The 18,799-nt window shown below is 70.4% G+C and carries 15 protein-coding genes and 2 tRNA genes; 12 read left to right on the top strand and 5 right to left on the bottom strand.

Annotated elements, in window-relative coordinates:
- Window positions 1–135 precede the first annotated feature (135 nt).
- The 3 genes from ngcE (at window position 136) to ACFZB9_RS03320 (ending at window position 3,583) form a co-directional block, all read left to right on the top strand.
- A complete protein-coding gene (gene ngcE, locus ACFZB9_RS03330) occupies window positions 136–1,530 on the top strand; it encodes an N-acetylglucosamine/diacetylchitobiose ABC transporter substrate-binding protein (RefSeq protein ID WP_391443269.1) in 1,395 nt (464 codons plus the stop codon).
- A 154-nt stretch (window positions 1,531–1,684) separates the two neighbouring features.
- Window positions 1,685–2,617 carry a carbohydrate ABC transporter permease gene (locus ACFZB9_RS03325; RefSeq protein WP_391443268.1) on the top strand — a complete coding sequence of 311 codons (933 nt, stop codon included), beginning with the start codon at window positions 1,685–1,687 and terminating at the stop codon, window positions 2,615–2,617.
- Window positions 2,618–2,629: 12 nt separating this feature from the next.
- On the top strand, window positions 2,630–3,583 hold the full coding sequence (locus ACFZB9_RS03320) for a carbohydrate ABC transporter permease (protein WP_391443266.1): 954 nt from the start codon (window positions 2,630–2,632) through the stop codon (window positions 3,581–3,583).
- A gap of 79 nt (window positions 3,584–3,662) precedes the next feature.
- Here ACFZB9_RS03320 and pepN read toward each other — a convergent pair whose 3' ends face one another.
- Together pepN and ACFZB9_RS03310 are read right to left on the bottom strand one after the other, a co-directional pair.
- On the bottom strand, window positions 3,663–6,245 hold the full coding sequence (gene pepN, locus ACFZB9_RS03315) for an aminopeptidase N (RefSeq protein ID WP_391443264.1): 2,583 nt from the start codon (window positions 6,243–6,245) through the stop codon (window positions 3,663–3,665).
- Between the two features lie 183 nt (window positions 6,246–6,428).
- Window positions 6,429–7,841, bottom strand: a complete 1,413-nt coding sequence (locus ACFZB9_RS03310) for an amino acid permease (protein ID WP_391443263.1) — start codon at window positions 7,839–7,841, stop codon at window positions 6,429–6,431.
- Between the two features lie 192 nt (window positions 7,842–8,033).
- Here ACFZB9_RS03310 and ACFZB9_RS03305 point away from each other — a divergent pair, with 192 nt between their 5' ends.
- Window positions 8,034–8,639, top strand: a complete 606-nt coding sequence (locus tag ACFZB9_RS03305; protein ID WP_391443328.1) for a biotin transporter BioY — start codon at window positions 8,034–8,036, stop codon at window positions 8,637–8,639.
- Between the two features lie 97 nt (window positions 8,640–8,736).
- Window positions 8,737–9,222, top strand: a complete 486-nt coding sequence (locus ACFZB9_RS03300) for a ribose-5-phosphate isomerase (RefSeq protein WP_391443262.1) — start codon at window positions 8,737–8,739, stop codon at window positions 9,220–9,222.
- A gap of 29 nt (window positions 9,223–9,251) precedes the next feature.
- Here ACFZB9_RS03300 and ACFZB9_RS03295 read toward each other — a convergent pair whose 3' ends face one another.
- Window positions 9,252–10,517, bottom strand: coding sequence for a GNAT family N-acetyltransferase (locus ACFZB9_RS03295; protein ID WP_391443260.1), 1,266 nt, complete (start codon window positions 10,515–10,517; stop codon window positions 9,252–9,254).
- A gap of 253 nt (window positions 10,518–10,770) precedes the next feature.
- On the opposite strand from ACFZB9_RS03295, the gene ACFZB9_RS03290 reads away from it, so the two are divergent.
- Together ACFZB9_RS03290 and ACFZB9_RS03285 are read left to right on the top strand one after the other, a co-directional pair.
- A complete protein-coding gene (locus ACFZB9_RS03290) occupies window positions 10,771–12,003 on the top strand; it encodes a PP2C family protein-serine/threonine phosphatase (protein ID WP_391443258.1) in 1,233 nt (410 codons plus the stop codon).
- 383 nt (window positions 12,004–12,386) lie between these two features.
- Window positions 12,387–12,581: a hypothetical protein gene (locus ACFZB9_RS03285; RefSeq protein ID WP_184935279.1), complete on the top strand. Its 195-nt coding sequence runs from the start codon at window positions 12,387–12,389 to the stop codon at window positions 12,579–12,581.
- A 58-nt stretch (window positions 12,582–12,639) separates the two neighbouring features.
- Here ACFZB9_RS03285 and ACFZB9_RS03280 read toward each other — a convergent pair whose 3' ends face one another.
- Both ACFZB9_RS03280 and ACFZB9_RS03275 read right to left on the bottom strand, forming a co-directional pair.
- Window positions 12,640–13,449, bottom strand: a complete 810-nt coding sequence (locus ACFZB9_RS03280; protein ID WP_391443257.1) for a DUF6348 family protein — start codon at window positions 13,447–13,449, stop codon at window positions 12,640–12,642.
- 89 nt (window positions 13,450–13,538) lie between these two features.
- Window positions 13,539–13,609: transfer RNA gene (locus ACFZB9_RS03275), tRNA-Gly, on the bottom strand.
- Between the two features lie 166 nt (window positions 13,610–13,775).
- Between ACFZB9_RS03275 and ACFZB9_RS03270 the strand changes: the two genes are divergently transcribed.
- From ACFZB9_RS03270 to clpX, 5 genes are all read left to right on the top strand, one after another.
- Window positions 13,776–13,852 (top strand) — tRNA-Pro (locus ACFZB9_RS03270).
- Window positions 13,853–14,112: 260 nt separating this feature from the next.
- Entirely contained in the window at window positions 14,113–15,510 is a 1,398-nt protein-coding gene (tig, locus tag ACFZB9_RS03265) for a trigger factor (RefSeq protein WP_391443255.1), read from the top strand.
- A 304-nt stretch (window positions 15,511–15,814) separates the two neighbouring features.
- Window positions 15,815–16,432: an ATP-dependent Clp protease proteolytic subunit gene (locus ACFZB9_RS03260; protein WP_391443327.1), complete on the top strand. Its 618-nt coding sequence runs from the start codon at window positions 15,815–15,817 to the stop codon at window positions 16,430–16,432.
- A gap of 54 nt (window positions 16,433–16,486) precedes the next feature.
- Window positions 16,487–17,164 (top strand): ATP-dependent Clp protease proteolytic subunit, encoded by a 678-nt coding sequence (locus ACFZB9_RS03255; protein ID WP_391443254.1) that lies wholly within the window; start codon window positions 16,487–16,489, stop codon window positions 17,162–17,164.
- A gap of 260 nt (window positions 17,165–17,424) precedes the next feature.
- Window positions 17,425–18,708: an ATP-dependent Clp protease ATP-binding subunit ClpX gene (gene clpX / locus ACFZB9_RS03250; protein WP_327069206.1), complete on the top strand. Its 1,284-nt coding sequence runs from the start codon at window positions 17,425–17,427 to the stop codon at window positions 18,706–18,708.
- Window positions 18,709–18,799 lie beyond the last annotated feature (91 nt).

Here is an 18,799-nt window from a genome sequence, read left to right as displayed (position 1 = left end):
GTTGACGATCCATCAGATCTGACGCCGGGATCGTCGGTCGACCCGAAATCTTCGTCCGCGCGGCCAACCACTGTGGCCCGACGCGGAGTTCAACGCACCGTCGCTCCATCTGGACACTGAGGGGTTAGGGCACACATGGGCTCTGCAACTGAGTACAACCGCCGCGACATCTTCAAGCGCGCGGCCGCTGTCACCGTCATGGCAGCCGCCGGCGGCCCGCTGCTGGCCGCCTGCGCCGCCGGTGGCGGCAGTGGCAGCAACAGCGGTGTCGGCGCCACCGCCACCGGCTCCGCCACCAACCCGTTCGGGGTCAAGTCGAGCGACCCGCTGGACGTCGTCATCTTCAACGGCGGCTACGGCGACGACTACGCCAAGGCCATCGAGGGCATCTACAAGGCCACCTACACCGGTGCCACCATCGCCCACCTGGCCACCCAGGAGATCAGCGGCAAGCTCCAGCCGCGCTTCAACGCGGGCAACCCGCCGGACGTCATCGACGACTCGGGCGCCCAGCAGATGAAGATCGACGTGCTGGAGAAGGCGAGCCAGCTCACCGACCTCACCGTGCTGCTCGACGCGCCCTACCGGGACGACACGTCGAAGAAGATCCGCGACGTGCTGCTGCCGGGCACCATCGACCAGGGCACCATCGACGGCAAGATGTACTCGCTGAACTACGTCTACACCGTCTACGGCCTGTGGTACTCCAACAAGCTCTTCAAGGAGAAGGGCTGGACCCCGCCCAAGACCTGGGACGACTTCATCACCCTCTGCGGCACCATCAAGGCCGCCGGCATCGCGCCCTTCTGCCACCAGGGCAAGTACCCGTACTACGCCAACTACCTGATCCTGGACCTGATCGCCAAGCAGGGCGGCCTGGACCTGGTGAAGCGGATCGACGCGCTCGACCCGAGCGCGTGGGATGATCCGGCCGCGCTCGCGGGCGTCAGCGCGTTCTTCGAGATCATGCAGAAGGACTACCTGCTCACGGGCACCAACGGCATGACCCACACCGAGTCGCAGACCGCCTGGTGCCAGGGCAAGGCCGCCTTCATCCCGTGCGGGTCCTGGCTCGAGAACGAGATGATCAAGATCACCCCGGCCGACTTCGACATGGCCTTCCTGCCGGTGCCCTCGCAGAGCGGCGACAAGCTGCCGCAGGTCGCGGTGCGGGCCGGCGCGGGTGAGCCGTTCATCGTGCCGAGCAAGGCCAAGAACCAGGCCGGCGGCCTGGAGTTCCTGCGGATCATGCTGACCAAGGAGGCCTCGGGCAAGTTCGCCGCGGCCGCCAACTCGCTGACCGTGCTGAAGGACGGCATCGGCCCCGACGTGGTGCTCAAGCCGGGGACCAAGTCCTCGGCGACGGCGGTCACCGCGGCCGGCACGAACACCTTCAACTTCACCTACCCGGACCTGCAGACCGCCTTCGACCAGGCGCTGCAGAACGCCACCAACGAGCTGGTCAACAGCCGGATGACCCCGCAGCAGTGGATCGCCGCGGCCAAGGCGGCGACCTCCAAGAAGGTCTGACAGTCCCTGAGGCCCGAGCGGTCATCGGGCCGACGAGAGATGTCCACGGACACCGGGGGCCGCGACGCGGACCCCGGTGCTTCGGACGCTCTCGGGTGATACCCGCGGTACCAAAGCCTGTCTGACACAGGCTGTGGCGGACAGGAGCAGGCGCATGCGTCACCGCAAATACCCCTTCATCGTGGGGTTCCTCATCATCCCGGTCGTGCTCTACATGGTGCTGGTCATCTGGCCGTACCTGCAGACCTTCGGCTACTCCCTGACCGACTGGTCCGGGGTCTCGCAGACGATGCACTTCGTCGGCCTGCAGAACTACACCAAGCTGTTCGGCGACAGCGTCTTCCTCACCGCACTGGAGCACAACCTGCTCCTGCTGATCGTGTTGCCGGTCGTCACCATCGTGCTGGCGCTGTTCTTCGCCTTCATGCTCAACGTCGGTGGCCGGGGCGGCACCGGCGGCGTGCAGGGCGTGCGCGGCGCGGCCTTCTACAAGGTGGTCTTCTTCTTCCCGCAGGTCCTGTCGGTGGCCATCCTCTCGGTGCTCTTCCAGGCGGTCTACCGCACCGACGACGGCGGTCTGCTCAACGGCGTGCTGGTCAAGCTGGGCCTGGAGGACGCCGACCACCCCTTGCAGTGGCTCTCCGACCCCAACCTGACCCTGTGGTGCATCGTCGGGGTGCTGGTCTGGTCGGGCGTCGGCTTCTACCTGGTGCTCTTCTCGGCCGCGATGCAGAACATCCCCAAGGACATCTACGAGGCGGCGCTGCTGGACGGCGCCGAGCGCACCCAGACCTTCCTGAAGATCACTCTCCCGCTGCTCTGGGAGACCGTGCAGACCGCGTGGGTGTACCTGGCCATCGCCGCCATGGACGCCTTCGCACTGGTCTCCACCATGACGCCCGGCGCCTACTACGGCGGTGGTCCCAACAACCACTCCGAGGTCATGGCGACCTACCTGATGCGCAACTTCATCACCTTCGGCAAGGCCGGCTACGCCTGCGCCATGGGTGTGGTGATCTTCTTCATCACCATGATCCTGTCCGTCGTCTCGCTGCGTCTCACCCGCCGCGAGCGGATCGAGTTCTGAGCGGGGCCAGCCATGACCACCAAGACTGACGAGACCGGCACCAAGGTCCCGGCCCAGCGCGGCGGCGCCCCGGGCGCCGGGCGACCGGCCAAGGAAGCGCGGTTCGCCGACGGCGGAGGCGTGCTCAACGTCTTCTCGCACGGCTTCCTGGCCCTGTGGGCCCTGATGATCATCGCCCCGCTGGTCTGGATCGTGATCAGCTCCTTCAAGACCAACGCGCAGATCGGCGGCAGCGCCTGGAGCTGGCCCTCGCACTGGAGCTTCCGGGCCTTCGCCAGCGCCTGGGACAAGGGCATCGCCAACTACTTCCTCAACACCCTGATCGTGCTCGTGGGTTCGGTCACCCTGACGATGCTGCTCGGCGCGATGGCGGCCTATGTGCTGGCCCGCTACGAGTTCCCGGGCAACCGGATCATCTACTACTTCTTCGTGGCCGGCGCCATGTTCCCGGTCTACCTGGCGCTGGTGCCGCTCTTCTTCATGGTGAAGAACCTCGGCGACATCAGCCCGCTGCTCGGCCTGAACAGCTACCTGGGCCTGATCCTGGTGTACGTCGCCTACTCGCTGCCGTTCACCGTCTTCTTCCTGTACTCCTTCTTCCGTTCGCTGCCCACCGCCGTGCACGAGGCGGCGATGATCGACGGCTGCTCGCACACCCGGGCCTTCTTCCAGGTCATGGTGCCGATGGCGAAGTCCGGCCTGATCAGCGTCGGCATCTTCAACGTGCTCGGCCAGTGGAACCAGTACCTGCTGCCGGTGACCCTGATGCAGCAGCAGCACGGTGGCGATCCGGACCGCTCGATGCTGACCCAGGGGCTGCTGAACCTCGCCCAGCAGACCGGCTACGCCAGCGACTTCCCGGCGCTCTTCGCCGGCATGACGATCGCTATGCTGCCGGTACTGGTGGTCTACCTCTCCTTCCAGCGCCAGGTGCAGGCCGGTCTCACCTCGGCCACCCTGAAGTAGCTTGCCTGACACAGCCCATGACGAACGGCCCGCCCCCACCAGGGGAGCGGGCCGTTCGGCGTCAGGCCGTGCCGACCGATCAGGCCCGGTCGGCCGCCTGCGCCCGCAGCGCGCGGGCCAGTTCGTCGCGGGACTCCAGCACCAGCCGACGCAGCGCGGGCGCCGCGTCCTGGTGGTCCGCCAGCCAGGTGTCGGTGGCGGCCAGCGTGGCGTCATCGGTCTGCAGCCGCGGGAAGAAGCCGCCCACGAAGCGCATCGCGATCTCGATGCTGCGCTCGGCCCAGATGGCCTCCAGCAGCTCGAAGTACCGCGCCGCGTACGGCGCGATCAGCTCGCGCTGCCCGGCCTGGGCGAAGCCCGCGGTCTGCGCGCTGACCATCGCGTTGGGCAGCGAGTCGTCGTCGACCACGGCGGACCAGGCCGCGGCCTTGGCCTCGGCCAGCGGCCGGGCGGCCAGCGCCTGGGTGGCCTTCTGGTTGCCGCTGGCGGTGTTGTCCCGCTGCCGTTCGGCGGCCAGCTGCCCGGCGTCGGCCCGACCCGCGGCGGCCAGCGCGATCCACAGCGACCAGCGCAGGTCCTGGTCCACCTCCAGGCCGTCGATCCGGGCGGTTCCGGCCAGCAGACCCTCCAGCAGGGCCCACTGCTCCGCGTCGTGCGCGGTGCTCGCCAGGAACCGGGCCCAGGCGAGCTGGTGGTCGCTGCCCGGTGCGGCCGCGCGCAGCTCACGCACCGCGCAGTCGGCCAACTGCCGTGCGCTCTCGGCGTGGTGGGCGGGGGCGACGAAGAGGTCGAGGGCCAGCTTGGCCTGGGCGTGCAGCGTCTGCAGCACCCCGACGTCCGACTCGCGGCCGGCGAAGCGCAGCACCAGGTCGAGGTAGTCGCGAGCCGGCAGCAGCGCGTCCCGGGTCAGGTTCCAGCAGGCCGACCAGGCCAGCGCACGGGCCAGGGTGTCCTGGATGTCGCCGAGCGAGGTGCGCACGGTAGCCAGCGAGTCCGCGTCGAAGCGGATCTTGCAGTAGGTCAGGTCGTCGTCGTTGACCAGCACCAGCGCCGGGCGCGGGCGGCCGGCCAGCTCCTCGACCACGGTGCGGGGCCCGCTGACGTCCAGTTCGACCCGTGCGGTGCGCAGCAGGGTGCCGTCCGGCTCACGGTCGTAGAGGCCGACGGCGATCCGGTGCGGGCGCAGCGTCGCGCCGTCCTGGAGCACGGCCAGCTCGGTGATCCGGCCCTCGGCGTCCACGGTCAGCTGCGGGGTGAGCGCGTTGACGCCGGCCGTCTGCAGCCAGGCCCGGGACCACTCGGCCATCGCCTGCTCGCCGCGGCCCGAGGTGACGGCCAGCACCTCCAGCAGGTCGCCGAGCACGGTGTTGCCGAAGGCGTGCTGCTGGAAGTAGCGCCGGGCGCCCTCGAAGAAGGCCTCCCGTCCGGCGTAGGCGACCAGTTGCTTGAGGACCGAGGCGCCCTTGGCGTAGGTGATGCCGTCGAAGTTGAGCTTGGCGTCCTCGACGTCGCGGATGTCCGCGGTGATCGGGTGGGTGGTCGGGTACTGGTCCTGGCGGTAGGCCCACGCCTTGCGCTGGTTGGCGAAGGTCACCCAGGCGGCCTGGTACTTGGTGGCCTCGCGCAGCGCGAAGGAGCCCATGAAGTCCGCGAAGGACTCCTTCAGCCACAGGTCGTCCCACCACTTCATGGTGACCAGGTCGCCGAACCACATGTGCGCCATCTCGTGCAGGATGACGTTGGCCCGGCCCTCGTAGGCGGCCTCGGTGACCTTCGAGCGGAACACGAAGTCCTCGCGGAAGGTCACGCAGCCCGGGTTCTCCATCGCGCCGATGTTGTACTCCGGCACGAAGCACTGGTCGTACTTGCCGAACGGGTACGGATAGTCGAACTCCGCGTGGAAGAAGTCCAGGCCCTGCTTGGTGACCGTGAAGATCTCCTCGGCGTCGAAGTACGGCGCCAGCGACTTGCGGCAGGTGGCCGCGAGCGGGATCTCCAGGGTGCTGCCGTCGGGCAGTTCACGGCTCCAGTGGTCGCGTGCCACGTGGTACGGGCCGGCCACCACGGCGGTCAGGTAGGTGGAGATCGGCTTGGTCTCCAGGAAGTGCCAGGTCCTGACGCTGCCCTCGCGGGTCTCCTGCTCGGTGACCTCGCGCTCGGCGGCGTTCGCGTAGACGTCCCACGCGGCCGGGGCGGTCACGGTGAAGAGGTAGGGCGCCTTGAGGTCCGGCTGCTCGAAGTTGGCGAACACCCGGCGGGCCTCGGCGGGCTCGTAGTGGGTGTAGAGGTAGGTCTCGCCGTCCGCCGGGTCGGTGAACCGGTGCAGGCCTTCGCCGGTACGGCTGTAGGCGCAGTCGGCGTCCACCACCAGCAGGTTCTCGGCGGCCAGGTCCTCCAGCGCCACCCGGGCGCCGTCGAAGACCACGGCCGGGTCGAGTGCGCGGCCGTTGAGGGTGACGGCGCGCACGTTCGGCGCGAGCAGGTCGGCGAAGCTGTCGGCGCCCGGTTCGGCACAGCGGAAGCGGATCGTGGTGGTGGAACGGAAGGTCGCGTTGGCGGCGTGCGGAGCGCCGCTGACGTCGAGGCGAACCTCGTAGCCGTCCACGCTGAGGATGCCGGCGCGCGCGTGCGCTTCGTCCCGGCTGAGGTTCTTGCCCGGCACTGCGGTACTCCTTTGTCCGGCTCGCACGGTGCTGTGCAGGTGGCGGGGCAGATCCTGCCCCGGGGCATCCTTTCACGCGCCTGTGCGGGCGGGACTGGCCGGTTGCCCGCGGCCCCGGACCCGCCCGCACGGCCGCTCGGCGCACCGCGGTTGCCCGCGCCGCCCGCGGTTAGCCGCCCGCCGTCAGCCGCGCGCGGCCACCCGGCGCTGGCGCCAGTAGCCGGCACCGCTGAGCACGACCACCAGCACCCCGGCCGCGTACAGCTGGGCACGGTCGGCGGGCGTGGTGGTCATCAGCGCCAGCACCCCGACCACGGCCGCGAGCGCGATCCAGGTCAGGTACGGGTAGGCCCACATCCGCACCGTCAGCAGCTCGGGGCTCTCGCGCTCCAGCCGCTTGCGCATCCGCAGCTGGGCCACCGCGATGAAGACCCAGACCACCAGGATCGCCACGCCCGTGGTGTTCATCAGCCAGCTGAAGACGGTGTCCGGCCACCAGTAGCCGGCCAGCACGGCCGCGAAGCCGAACGCGCAGGAGGCCAGCACCGCCAGCCGCGGCACGCCGCCGCTCACCTTCGCCAGCGCGCGCGGGCCCTGGCCGCGGGAGACCAGTGAGAAGGCCATCCGGGAGGAGCCGTAGATGTTCGCGTTCATCGCGCTGAGCAGCGCGATCAGCACCACGCCCTGCATCACCTGGGCGGCGCCCGGCACGTGCAGGAACTGCAGCACCGTCACGTACGGGCCCAGCTTGACCACGTCGGGGTCGTTCCACGGCACCAGGGTGACCACCAGGGCCATCGAGCCGATGTAGAAGATGGCGATCCGCCACACCGCGGTACGCACCGCGTTGGCCACGTTGCGCCGCGGGTCGTCGGACTCGGCGGCCGCGATGGTCACCGTCTCCAGGCCGCCGTAGGCGAAGACCGAGGCCAGCAGGCCCGCGACCAGGCCGCTGCCGCCGTTGGGCAGGAAGCCGCCGTGCCCGGTCAGGTTGCTCGCGCCGGGCGCGCCGGAGCCCAGCACCCCGCAGACGCCGAGCACGCCGAGCACCAGGAAGGCCACGATGGCGGCGATCTTGATCGCGGCGAACCAGAACTCGAACTCGCCGAAGTTCTTCACCGCGGTCAGGTTGCTGGCGCAGAAGAAGGCCATGAAGACCCCGACCCAGGCCCAGCCGGGCACCGAGGGCAGCCAGGAGTTCATGATCGAGCCGGCCGCGGTGGCCTCGGCGGCCACTCCGCAGCAGAGCATCACCCAGTACATCCAGCCGGCCGTGACACCGGCCCAGGGGCCGATCTCCCGCTCGGCGTGCACCGAGAAGGAGCCGGAGGCCGGGTGGGCGGCCGACATCTCGCCGAGCATCCGCATGATCAGCATGACCAGCAGACCGGAGAGGGTGAAGGCGAGGATCACCGCGGGGCCCGCGGCGGCGATGCCGGCGCCGGAGCCGACGAACAGGCCCGCCCCGATCACGCCGCCGAGCGCGATCATCGAGAGGTGACGCTGCTTCAGGCCGTGGCTCAGCTGCGGACTGCCGGCGGGGGCCGTCGCCTCGGGGGCGGTGGGGGCCGCCGGCGGGGCGGTGGGAGTGGGCATCGAGCGGATCCAGACGTTCGGTAACCGGACTACCCATCTCACTATCCGGTTCGAGGGGGGTCGACGCCAAGGAGCTTCCCGATGGGCTCACCATCCGGAACGAACGGTGACGCACAGTGATGGGATACGTTCGTACAGCCGTTCCGCTGAGGAACCGTTCGACTACCGAAGACGACCAAGACGTAGGAGTCCCTGATGGCCCTCGCCACCGCGATACCGTCCCGCGCCGTGCTGGCCGACCTGCTGCCCGCCGCCGACAGCCGGCTCGGCGCCGCCCTGCGCGAGCTGAGCCTGGTGGCCGGCGGTGCCGCGCTGACCGGGCTGGCCGCCCAGCTCTCGCTGCCGGTGCCGGGCTCGCCGGTGCCGGTCACCGGCCAGACCTTCGCCGCCCTGCTGGTCGGCACCGCGCTCGGCGCCCGGCGCGGCGCGGCCGCGCTCGCCCTCTACCTGCTGGCCGGCGCCTCGGGGCTGCCCTGGTTCGCCGAGCACAGCTCCGGCTGGGCGCTGCCGACCCTGGGCTACGTGCTCGGCTTCGTGCTGGCGGCCGCCCTCACCGGACTGCTGGCCCGGCGCGGCGGGGACCGCACCCCGCTGCGGGTGGCCGGCGTGATGGTGCTGGGCAACCTGGCGATCTACGCGGTGGGCGTGCCGTACCTGGCCGCCTCGCTGCACGTCCCGCTGGCCAGGGCGGCCGACCTCGGCCTCTACCCCTACCTGCTGGGCGACGGCCTGAAGGTGCTGCTGGCGATGGGCGCGCTGCCGCTGGGCTGGCGGCTGCTGGGCGAGCGGCGCTCCTGAAGCCCGTACGTCGCGAACCGGTACGTCGCAGCGACGGACCTGACGTCGTACCGGCCCTTCAACGGCCCAGGGGCACGCGCATGCCAGACTTCTCCTCATGCGCGTGTACCTGGGTTCCGACCATGCCGGATTCGAACTGAAGAACCACCTTGTCGCGTGGCTCAAGGAGGCCGGCCACGAGCCGATCGACTGCGGCCCGCACATCTACGACGCGGTGGACGACTACCCGCCGTTCTGCCTGCGCGCCGCCGAGCGCACCGCGGCCGACCCCGAGGCGCTCGGCGTCGTGATCGGCGGCTCGGGCAACGGCGAGCAGATCGCCGCCAACAAGGTCAAGGGCGTGCGCGCCGTGCTGGCCTGGAGCGAGCAGACCGCCGCGCTCGGCCGCGAGCACAACAACGCCAACGTGATCAGCGTCGGCGGCCGGATGCACACCGAGGCCGAGGCGACCCGCTTCGTCGGGGTCTTCCTCAACACCCCGTACAGCAACGAGGAACGGCACACCCGCCGGATCGAGATGCTGACCCGCTACGAGGCCACCGGCGAGCTGCCGCCCATTCCCGAGGGGCACCCGCAGGGCTGAGCGTTTCGCCCCGCCTGCCGCACGGGCCGTCAGAACCCGTGCGGCAGCCAGGGCGCCACGTCCCAGGCGAAGGCCGCGGAGGCCTCGGCCAGCGCGCCGGGGCGCAGTTCGCGCACCAGCCCGGCCCCGGCCAGCGCCGCCAGCGTGCGGCCGCCCAGGTAGGCGGAGCCCAACTCCCGCACCGAGAGCGCCAGATCCGCCGGGGCGTCGGTCGGCTCGCAGACCGCCCCGGCCTGCCGCCCGGCACTGCGCAGCCGCCAGTGCCCGGCGTTCCACGGACAGAACTCGTCCGTGACCGCCAGCACCACGTCCACCGGCGCCGAGTACCGCCGGGAACCGAGCGCGTCGCCGACCTCCACCAGTCGCACGAAGAGCGAGTCGGAGAGCTGGGAGCTGAGCCGGCGCGGGTCGGAGACCAGGTGCAGCAGCGGGTCGTCCACCGGCAGGTTGGCCGCCTCCACGGTCTCGGTCAGGTCGAGCTCCAGCAGGTAGCCCCAGAGCGCGGCCGCCGCCTCGGGGTCGGCCGCCGTCACCTCGCGTACCCGCACCTGCCCGGCCGGCCCCGTGTGCTGCCAGGCCGCGCGGACCGAGTAGCGCGCGTAGCCCAGCAGTTCGCCGTCCCGCCGGTCCTCGGCCAGCACGCACTGCAGCGCGGTGTGCCCGTCCCGCTCGTCGGGGGCGTCCAGCAGTGGCAGTCGTTCCCAGCCGGAGCCGCGGGCCAGCATCCCGGGGCGCAGCGGCACCCGCCGCGCGTACAGCCGCTCGCAGGCCGCCGAGGCGCGCGCCGGATCGGCCAGCCGCAGCCGGATCCGGTCGTCCTGCGCCCCGGTGCGCACCACCCGCACCCGGGCCCGGTCGATCCGCACCGCGAGCTGCCAGGTGGCCAGGCCGTAGCCGTACCGGCCGTAGATCGCCGGCTGCGAGGCGGTCAGCACCGCCAGTGACTCGCCGCGCTCGTGCACCTCGTCCAGCTGGTGGCGCATCAGCGCGGTGAGCACCCCGCGCCGGCGGTGGGTGGGCAGCACGCCGACCATGGTGACCCCGGCGGTGGAGAGCAGCGCGCCGCCCGGCACCGACATCCGGAACGAGAAGGCGCCGGCCGAGCCGACCGCCGTACTGCCGTCCCAGACCCCGAGTGAGCGGTCCACCTCGGTCAGTGTCCGCCACAGCGCCCGGCGCTCGGGCGACTCCGTCTCGCCGAAGGCCACCTCCAGCGCGTCGTACCAGGCGTCCCAGTCGGCCGCGGCGAGCGGTCGCAGGCTGAGCGCTTCATGGGCGTCGGCAGGCTGTGTCATATGCCACAGCTATCACCCGGGCCCGAACGGTGCGAGCCGATTCTCGGACGGCGCGCTGGCGAATGCCCGCGCGCCCGGCGCACACTGCGGGGACGCGCCCCTGACCGCTTCGCTTGCCACAGAGGTGAGCCCCCACGTCGGCTCACCTCCCGGCCGAAAGCAAGCGCCCGCGCAGCCGAAATCGAGCCCCTGCGCAGCTCGTGGCGCACCGCCCGTCGACGTGGGCCGTCAACGCTGGATAGGGTCAAGCCCCATGGCTGGCACCACGCCGGGCACATCGCCCCAGACGAGTGCGACGGGGACCGCCGCGACCACGGCCGCGGACCCGCTGACGGCCCGGTTGCGCAAGCGCCTCTACCGGGCCCGCCGCACCCTGCGCCGCACCGGGGTGGACTACTTCCGCGGCGACGCCGCCGACTGGCTCGCCTTCGCGGTGCTGCTCCTGCTGGTCCCGCTGCTGGTCGCGTTCAACGTCTGGATCCCGGCCTGGGTCCCGCCCACCGCGCTGGTGCTGCCGATCCTGGTCGGCGCGCTGCTGCTGCGCCCGGTCTCGCTGGTGCTGCTCTACGCAACCGCCGCGCTGGGCCTGTCCACCGAGTCGGTGATCCACACCGGCGAGCGGGCGGCCAGCCGGCACCCCGACGCCTACGTCTTCGGCGTCACGCCGGGCGCGGCCCTGGTGGTCGGCGCGGTCGGGGTGGCCGGGCTGCTGCTGGCCCAGTTCCGCAGCCGGGTCGGCGTGCCCTGGCGCGGCGGCGGCTCGATGCTCTTCGACCTGCGCGAGCGGCTCAAGGTGCAGAGCCGGCTGCCGAATCTGCCCGAGGGCTGGCACGCGGACATGGCGCTGCGCCCGGCGGGCGGCCAGTCCTTCTCGGGCGACTTCGTGGTCGCGGCCCGCACCGGCGCCGGCCGGCGGATGCTGGAGGTCGTGCTGGCCGATGTCTCGGGCAAGGGGATGGACGCCGGCTCGCGGGCCCTGCTGCTCTCCGGCGCCTTCGGCGGCCTGCTCGGCTCGCTGCCCCCGCACGAGTTCCTGCCCGCCGCCAACGGCTACCTGCTGCGCCAGGACTGGGACGAGGGCTTCGCCAGCGCCGTCCACCTCGCCCTCGATCTGGACACCGGGGAGTACGAGCTGCTCTCCGCCGGCCACCTGCCGGGCATGCAGCGGCTGGCCGGGGCCGGGCGCTGGGAGGTCAAGGAGGCCACCGAGGGGCCGCTGCTCGGCCTCTACGACGGCGCCAAGTTCGAGGGCGTGCGCGGCCGGCTCGGCCCGGGCGACGTGCTGATGCTCTGCACCGACGGCATGGTCGAGGCACCGGGGCGGGACCTGTCCGAGGGCATGGACCGGCTGATGGGCGAGGCCGACCGGCTGGTGGCCGGCGGCCAGTTGGGCAGCGGCAGCGTGGGCGCGGCGGTGCGGCTGATCGAGACGGTGGCCAAGGACATCAACGACGACCGGGCCGTGCTGCTGCTCTGGCGGGCCTGAGACGGCCGAAACCGGCCCGCCGCACGGCCCCGCCCGCGGGACCGGGAGCGGCGGCGGTGTCAACGATCAACGGTGATCTTCGGCCAATTCGGTTCGGCCCGGCCGGCGGGTGTTCGGTGGACGAACGGCCCAGCTGGGAGAGGGGGCCGACGCGGCGTCAACTCCGGTGGGCTATCGTCTCGTCCGGCGGAAACTCGTCTCACATCGCAGAATGTTGGCCACAGGTCAGCGGCAAGTCCTTTACGCAGTCGGCACGGTCGACCACACTGAGTCGGGGCGGGACTGGCCGGATCTCGGGGGAACGGAGGTGGCGGCGGGTTGCGTCTCGGGACCGTCGGACAGGCCGGGGTCCGTTCCGCCACGACACGAGGAAGTGAGTCCGGGTGGCACTCTCCGTCTCCGCGCTGGTCCTGTTCGGCATCATTCTCATCATCTTCATCCGCAACAAGCAGATCAAGGTGCCGCACGCGATCCTGGCCGCGCTCTTCGGGTTCATGCTGAACCAGTCCACCGCCGCCAAGCCGATTCAGGACTTCCTGAATCAGGTGGCCAAGACCCTCTCCAACATCGGGACCTGACGCCCGGGCAGCCGACCGCGGCGCGGGCCACCGCCCCGCCGGACGGGCCACCCAGAGCTCAACTCCCGGCGCGCCTGGTCCGCCACCAACGGCCGATCGCCGCACGCCGCCGTGCCATCAGGCCGGCGGCGGCGGGGGAGTGCGCCCGCGGGTATGCCGCCGGCAACAGCAGCGGGTCCTCGGCCGGACGGTCCGTCACCGGCTCCTGCCCGTCGGCTGCCAGCAGGACGAACAGCCGCGCCCAGCAGAACCGTTCGGCGCGCGGCCAGTCCAGGCTGCCCAGCGCCCGGGAGGCGTCGTGCGCCACGGTGCCGTTCACCCGGACCTCGGCCACCTCGTCGCCGGACCGGCCGCCGAAGAAGAGCTTCACGCCGTTCAGCCGCTCGTCGGTCAACTCCCCGGCCAGTGACGGCGCCAGCTCGGCCAGCAGCTCTCGCTCGCCCAGCCAGCCGGACAGCCGCGCGCTCTGGAAACCGAAGACGGTGGCCGGCCCCTGCACCGCCTGCCAGCCCGGCAGCGCCGCCAACCGCAGGTGGTCGCCGTGCCGGCCCTGGCGCTCCAGGTGCTCGATCACCGCGGCGGCCGTGGTCGAGGCCCACATCCGCACCGCGCTGTCGAGCTTCTCCTCCTCCGTGGTGCCCAGGCCCGCCGTGCAGTCCCAGAGCACCGGCGCCTCCGCGCTGCCCAGGCGCAGCACGAAGCCGAGGTCGACATGGCCGCCGCCCTGGCCCGGGTGCTCGCGCAGCGCCACGGCGGTGCCGCCCGGGCCGTGCACCAGGGTGCCGTCCACGGTGAACTCCCGCCCGTATCGCGCCATTTCCCGCACCACGCCGCGCTGTATGACCGCCAGCCGCTGCTCGGGGTCCACCCGCCCTCCTTCTGTGTCGCACCGGGCATGCCCACGCACCCGGGCATGCCAAAGGCCCCGGCTCGCGAAAGCCGGGGCCTTGGTGACAGAGCGGGCGACGAGAATCGAACTCGCGTGACTAGTTTGGAAGACTAGGGCTCTACCATTGAGCTACGCCCGCATACGCGTCCGCACCCGGCCGATCGGCCGGGCTGGACGGGGATCAGCGTACCTGGTCGGGCGACCCGCGCGCACGTGACATCCCCCGAGCCACTCGCCCGGTGCCCACCACCTGAAATATCGCCGAGCGGAGCGGCCTCGGCGTGTACGCTTCCTCTCGCGAAGTGCGGGGTGTGGCGCAGTTTGGTAGCGCGTCCGCTTTGGGAGCGGAAGGCCGTCGGTTCGAATCCGGTCACCCCGACCATCACTGATTATGGTCTCGATCACGGCCATCGATCACAGCCATCTGCGATGTGGCTTTGTGGTACCGGTAGGATGGGCCGCTGGCGGAAGAGCCACCGCCCCTTCCCGCGCGAACCAGCCGGGGACGGGCCGCTCGCCGTCCACCCCATACGGGAGATGCCGCACCAGGTGGCTCATCACCCGTCTGCCCGGCCCGCGGCCCGTAAGGGCAACGGTCCGGATGCAGACAAGCCGACCGCAAGCCCCATAGGAGACCCAACCGTGAAGAGCGCCGTCGAGACTCTGAACCCGACCCGGGTTCGACTCACCGTCGAGGTGCCCTTCGAGGAGCTCAAGCCCAGCCTCGACGCGGCGTACAAGAAGATCAACCAGCAGGTCACGGTTCCCGGCTTCCGCAAGGGCAAGATCCCGGCCCGGGTCATCGACCAGCGCTTCGGCCGGGCCGCGGTTCTCGAGGAGGCCGTGAACGACGCGCTGCCGCGCTTCTACACGCAGGCCGTCGACGAGGGCAAGATCGAGGTCCTCGGCCAGCCCGACATCACCGACATCAAGGGCGTGGAGGACCTGGCCGCTGCCGGCCTGACCTTCACCGCCGAGGTGGACGTCCGTCCGGAGATCACCCTGCCGGAGTTCTCCGAGATCTCCGTCGAGGTCGACCCGATCGAGGTCACCGACGAGGACATCGAGAAGTCCCTCGAGCAGCTGCGCGAGCGTTTCTCCTCGGTCAAGGACGTCGAGCGCGCCGCGGCCGCCGGCGACATCGTGGTGATCGACCTGGAGGCCAAGGTCGACGGTGAGGTCCCCGAGGACGGCACCGCCACCGGCGTGAGCTACGAGATCGGCTCCGGTCGTCTGCTGGACGGCATCGACGAGGCCGTCGTCGGCCTGTCCGCCGGCGAGTCGAAGACCTTCGACACCGAGCTCAAGGGCGGCACCCAGGCCGGCAAGACCTCCGAGGTGACCGTCACGGTCACCACCGTCCAGGAGAAGGAGCTGCCCGCGCTGGACGACGAGTTCGCCCAGCTGGCCAGCGAGTTCGACACCCTGGAGGAGCTGCGCGGCGACTCGCGCAAGCGCCTGGAGCGGATGAAGGAGTTCGACCAGGCCACCCAGGCCCAGGAGCGCGTCCTGGACGCCCTGCTGGAGAAGGTCGAGATCGAGTACCCGGGCAAGCTGCTCGCGGACGAGGTCGAGACCCGCAAGCACAACCTTGAGCACCACCAGCTGGAGCCGATCGGCCAGAACCTGGAGGGCTACCTCGCCGCGCAGGGCAAGACCCGCGAGGAGTTCGACCAGGAGACCGAGGAGCAGGCGAAGAAGGGCATCAAGACCCAGTTCGTGCTGGACGAGATCGTGGCCAAGGAGGAGGTGGGCGTGAACCAGGAGGAGCTCACCGAGCACCTCATCCGCCGCGCCGCCGGCTCCGGCCTGACCCCGGACCAGTTCGCCCAGCAGGTCGTCCAGGGCAACCAGGTCTCGCTGCTGGTCGGCGAGGTCGCCCGCGGCAAGGCGCTGGCGCTGGTCGTCGAGGCCGCCACGGTCGCCGACACCACGGGCAAGGTCATCGACTTCGACGAGGAGGAGGAGACGGTCGAGGCCGTTACCGCCGAGACCGCCGAGACCGAGACCGCCAAGACCGAGGGCACCGAGCAGGCCTGATCCTGCCAGACCCCCTGTGACGGGCCCGGACGCCGACGTGCGTCCGGGCCCGTTCGTCTTCCTCGGCTTCCCCCGCCGCTACCCTGCGCTCACAGCGAACAGTTCAGCGTGGGGGATGGTCGGGCCCTACCTGCGCGTTAGGGTCAACGAGAGCAAGCATCAACAGCGTGGGCGGGGCGGCTCGACGTGGGTCCAGGCCCAGGAAGCCCAGCCCCGGACCCATATGTGACGTAGCGACGGTCGAAATAGAGGAACCGTCCGAATCGACTGAGCAGGTGGCTAAGTGACGTTCCCGCAGATGCAGATGCCTGGCCTCATGGCGCCGCGCGCCGCCGGTGGTGACGTGCTCGGCGGACTGGGCGACCAGGTCTACAACCGGCTGCTCAACGAGCGCATCATCTTCCTCGGCCAGCAGGTGGACGACGAGATCGCCAACAAGATCACCGCCCAGCTGCTGCTTCTGGCCGCCGAGCCGGACAAGGACATCTACCTCTACATCAACTCCCCGGGCGGCTCGATCACGGCCGGCATGGCGATCTACGACACCATGCAGTACATCAAGAACGACGTGGTCACCATCGCGATGGGCATGGCGGCCTCGATGGGCCAGTTCCTGCTCACCGCCGGCACTCCGGGCAAGCGGTTCTCGCTGCCGAACGCCAACATCCTGATGCACCAGCCCTCCGCGGGCCTCGGCGGCTCGGCCACCGACATCAGGATCCAGGCCGAGCAGCTGCTGCGCACCAAGCAGCGGATGTCCGAGCTGATCGCCAGCCACAGCGGCCAGACCTTCGAGCAGATCACCAAGGACTCCGACCGCGACCGCTGGTTCACCGCCGAGCAGGCCAAGGAGTACGGCCTGATCGACGACATCATGCACAGTGCCGCAGACGTCCCCGGCGGCGGTGGCACCGGGGCCTGAGCGCCCGCCCCGCACCCCATTACACGTCGGCACGCTTCCGGAGGCAGACCCGCAATGAACCCCCTTTACACCCCCCGCGGCGAGTACCAGGGCGCCCGCACCGAGTTCACTGCCCCGCGGGCAGAAGGTCGCTACATCGTCCCGCGTTTCGTCGAGCGCACCTCGCAGGGCATCCGTGAGTACGACCCGTACGCCAAGCTCTTCGAGGAGCGCATCATCTTCCTGGGTTCCCAGGTGGACGATGTCTCGGCGAACGACATCATGGCCCAGCTGCTCTGCCTGGAGTCGATGGACCCGGACCGCGAGATCCAGATGTACATCAACTCGCCCGGCGGCTCGTTCACCGCGCTCACCGCGATCTACGACACCATGCAGTACGTGAAGCCGGACATCCAGACCGTGTGCATGGGCCAGGCGGCCTCCGCCGCGGCCGTGCTGCTCGCCGCCGGTACCCCCGGCAAGCGGATGGCGCTCCCCAACGCCCGGATCCTGATCCACCAGCCGTACACCGAGACCGGCCGCGGCCAGGTCTCCGACCTGGAGATCCAGGCCAGGGAGATCTTCCGGATGCGCGAGCAGCTGGAGGAGATGCTCTCCAAGCACTCCAAGAAGCCGGTCGAGCAGGTCCGCGAGGACATCGAGCGCGACAAGATCCTCACCGCCGAGGAGGCCCTGGAGTACGGGCTGATCGACCAGATCATCTCGACCCGCAAGGCCTCGCTCACCGACTGAGTCCCGCCGCGGATCCGGGCGGAGCGTACCGACGAGTACGCTCCGCCCGCCGGGCTCCGGCCCACAGACTTCGCTCGGCCCGCCGGCATCTGTTCGGTATCAATTCGCCCAGGGCGTAGGGCAGAGCTGTCGAAGACGACGGATTCTGCGAGGTGGCAGAGTACCGTCGGTACCGAGACCTGCCGCCGCCTGTGGCGGCCGCGGTCCACAGCACCAGGCCCCGGACCCCCGCGGGGCCCCTGGCGAAGGGGAAGCACCTCGTGGCACGCATCGGAGACGGTGGCGACCTGCTCAAGTGCTCGTTCTGCGGCAAGTCGCAGAAGCAGGTGAAGAAGCTCATCGCCGGCCCAGGCGTGTACATCTGCGACGAGTGCATCGACCTGTGCAACGAGATCATCGAGGAGGAACTCGCCGAGTCCTCCGAGGTGCGCTTCGAGGAGCTTCCGAAGCCGCGCGAGATCTACGAGTTCCTGGACCAGTACGTGGTCGGCCAGGACCTCGCCAAGAAGGCGCTCTCGGTCGCGGTCTACAACCACTACAAGCGGGTGCAGGCCGGCGAGGCGGGGCGCGGCAGCGGCCGCGAGGACGCCATCGAGCTGGCCAAGTCCAACATCCTGCTGCTCGGCCCCACCGGCTCCGGCAAGACGCTGCTCGCGCAGACCCTGGCCCGGATGCTGAACGTGCCGTTCGCCATCGCCGACGCCACCGCCCTCACCGAGGCCGGCTACGTCGGTGAGGACGTCGAGAACATCCTGCTCAAGCTGATCCAGGCGGCGGACTACGACGTCAAGAAGGCCGAGACCGGGATCATCTACATCGACGAGATCGACAAGGTCGCCCGCAAGAGCGAGAACCCGTCGATCACCCGCGACGTCTCCGGCGAGGGCGTCCAGCAGGCGCTGCTGAAGATCCTGGAGGGGACCACCGCCTCGGTCCCGCCGCAGGGCGGACGCAAGCACCCGCACCAGGAGTTCATCCAGATCGACACCACCAACGTGCTGTTCATCGTGGGCGGTGCGTTCGCGGGCCTGGAGCGGATCATCGAGGGCCGGGCCGGCGGCAAGGGCATCGGCTTCGGCGCCAACATCCGCTCCAAGCGGGAGAGCGACGCCAGCGATCACTTCCGCCAGGTGATGCCGGAGGACCTGGTCAAGTTCGGCATGATCCCGGAGTTCATCGGCCGGCTGCCGGTGATCACCAGCGTGCACAACCTGGACCGCGAGGCGCTGCTGCAGATCCTCACCGAGCCGAAGAACGCGCTGGTCAAGCAGTACCGCAAGCTCTTCGAACTGGACGGCGTGGAGCTGGAGTTCAGCCGTGACGCGCTGGAGGCGATCGCCGACCAGGCGATCCTGCGCGGCACCGGCGCGCGCGGGCTGCGGGCCATCATGGAGGAGGTGCTGATGTCCGTGATGTACGAGGTTCCCTCGCGTCAGGACGTCGCCCGCGTGGTGGTCACCGGCGACGTGGTCTCCAAGCACGCGATCCCGACCCTGGTTCCGCGCGACATGATCAAGCGCGAGCGCCGCGACAAGAGCGCCTGAGCCTGAGGACACCGCCCGACGGCGGTAACGCCCAGGGCCCGCGACCGGATCGGTCGCGGGCCCTGGGCGTTGTGTGCCGGGTGCCGGCTCG

It is taken from the genome of Kitasatospora sp. NPDC008050, from assembly GCF_042957465.1.
In the GTDB taxonomy this organism is placed as follows: Bacteria; Actinomycetota; Actinomycetes; order Streptomycetales; family Streptomycetaceae; genus Kitasatospora.
This window is presented reverse-complemented; position numbering and strand designations above follow the sequence as displayed.

Coding starts and splice junctions, on each gene's coding strand:
- ACFZB9_RS03295 (WP_391443260.1), bottom strand. CDS start 10,517: ATGACACAGCCTGCCGACGCCCATGAAGCGCTCAGCCTGCGACCGCTC.
- ACFZB9_RS03325 (WP_391443268.1), top strand. CDS start 1,685: ATGCGTCACCGCAAATACCCCTTCATCGTGGGGTTCCTCATCATCCCG.
- ACFZB9_RS03300 (WP_391443262.1), top strand. CDS start 8,737: ATGCGCGTGTACCTGGGTTCCGACCATGCCGGATTCGAACTGAAGAAC.
- ACFZB9_RS03310 (WP_391443263.1), bottom strand. CDS start 7,841: ATGCCCACTCCCACCGCCCCGCCGGCGGCCCCCACCGCCCCCGAGGCG.
- ACFZB9_RS03320 (WP_391443266.1), top strand. CDS start 2,630: ATGACCACCAAGACTGACGAGACCGGCACCAAGGTCCCGGCCCAGCGC.
- ngcE (WP_391443269.1), top strand. CDS start 136: ATGGGCTCTGCAACTGAGTACAACCGCCGCGACATCTTCAAGCGCGCG.
- ACFZB9_RS03260 (WP_391443327.1), top strand. CDS start 15,815: ATGCCTGGCCTCATGGCGCCGCGCGCCGCCGGTGGTGACGTGCTCGGC.
- ACFZB9_RS03290 (WP_391443258.1), top strand. CDS start 10,771: ATGGCTGGCACCACGCCGGGCACATCGCCCCAGACGAGTGCGACGGGG.
- ACFZB9_RS03255 (WP_391443254.1), top strand. CDS start 16,487: ATGAACCCCCTTTACACCCCCCGCGGCGAGTACCAGGGCGCCCGCACC.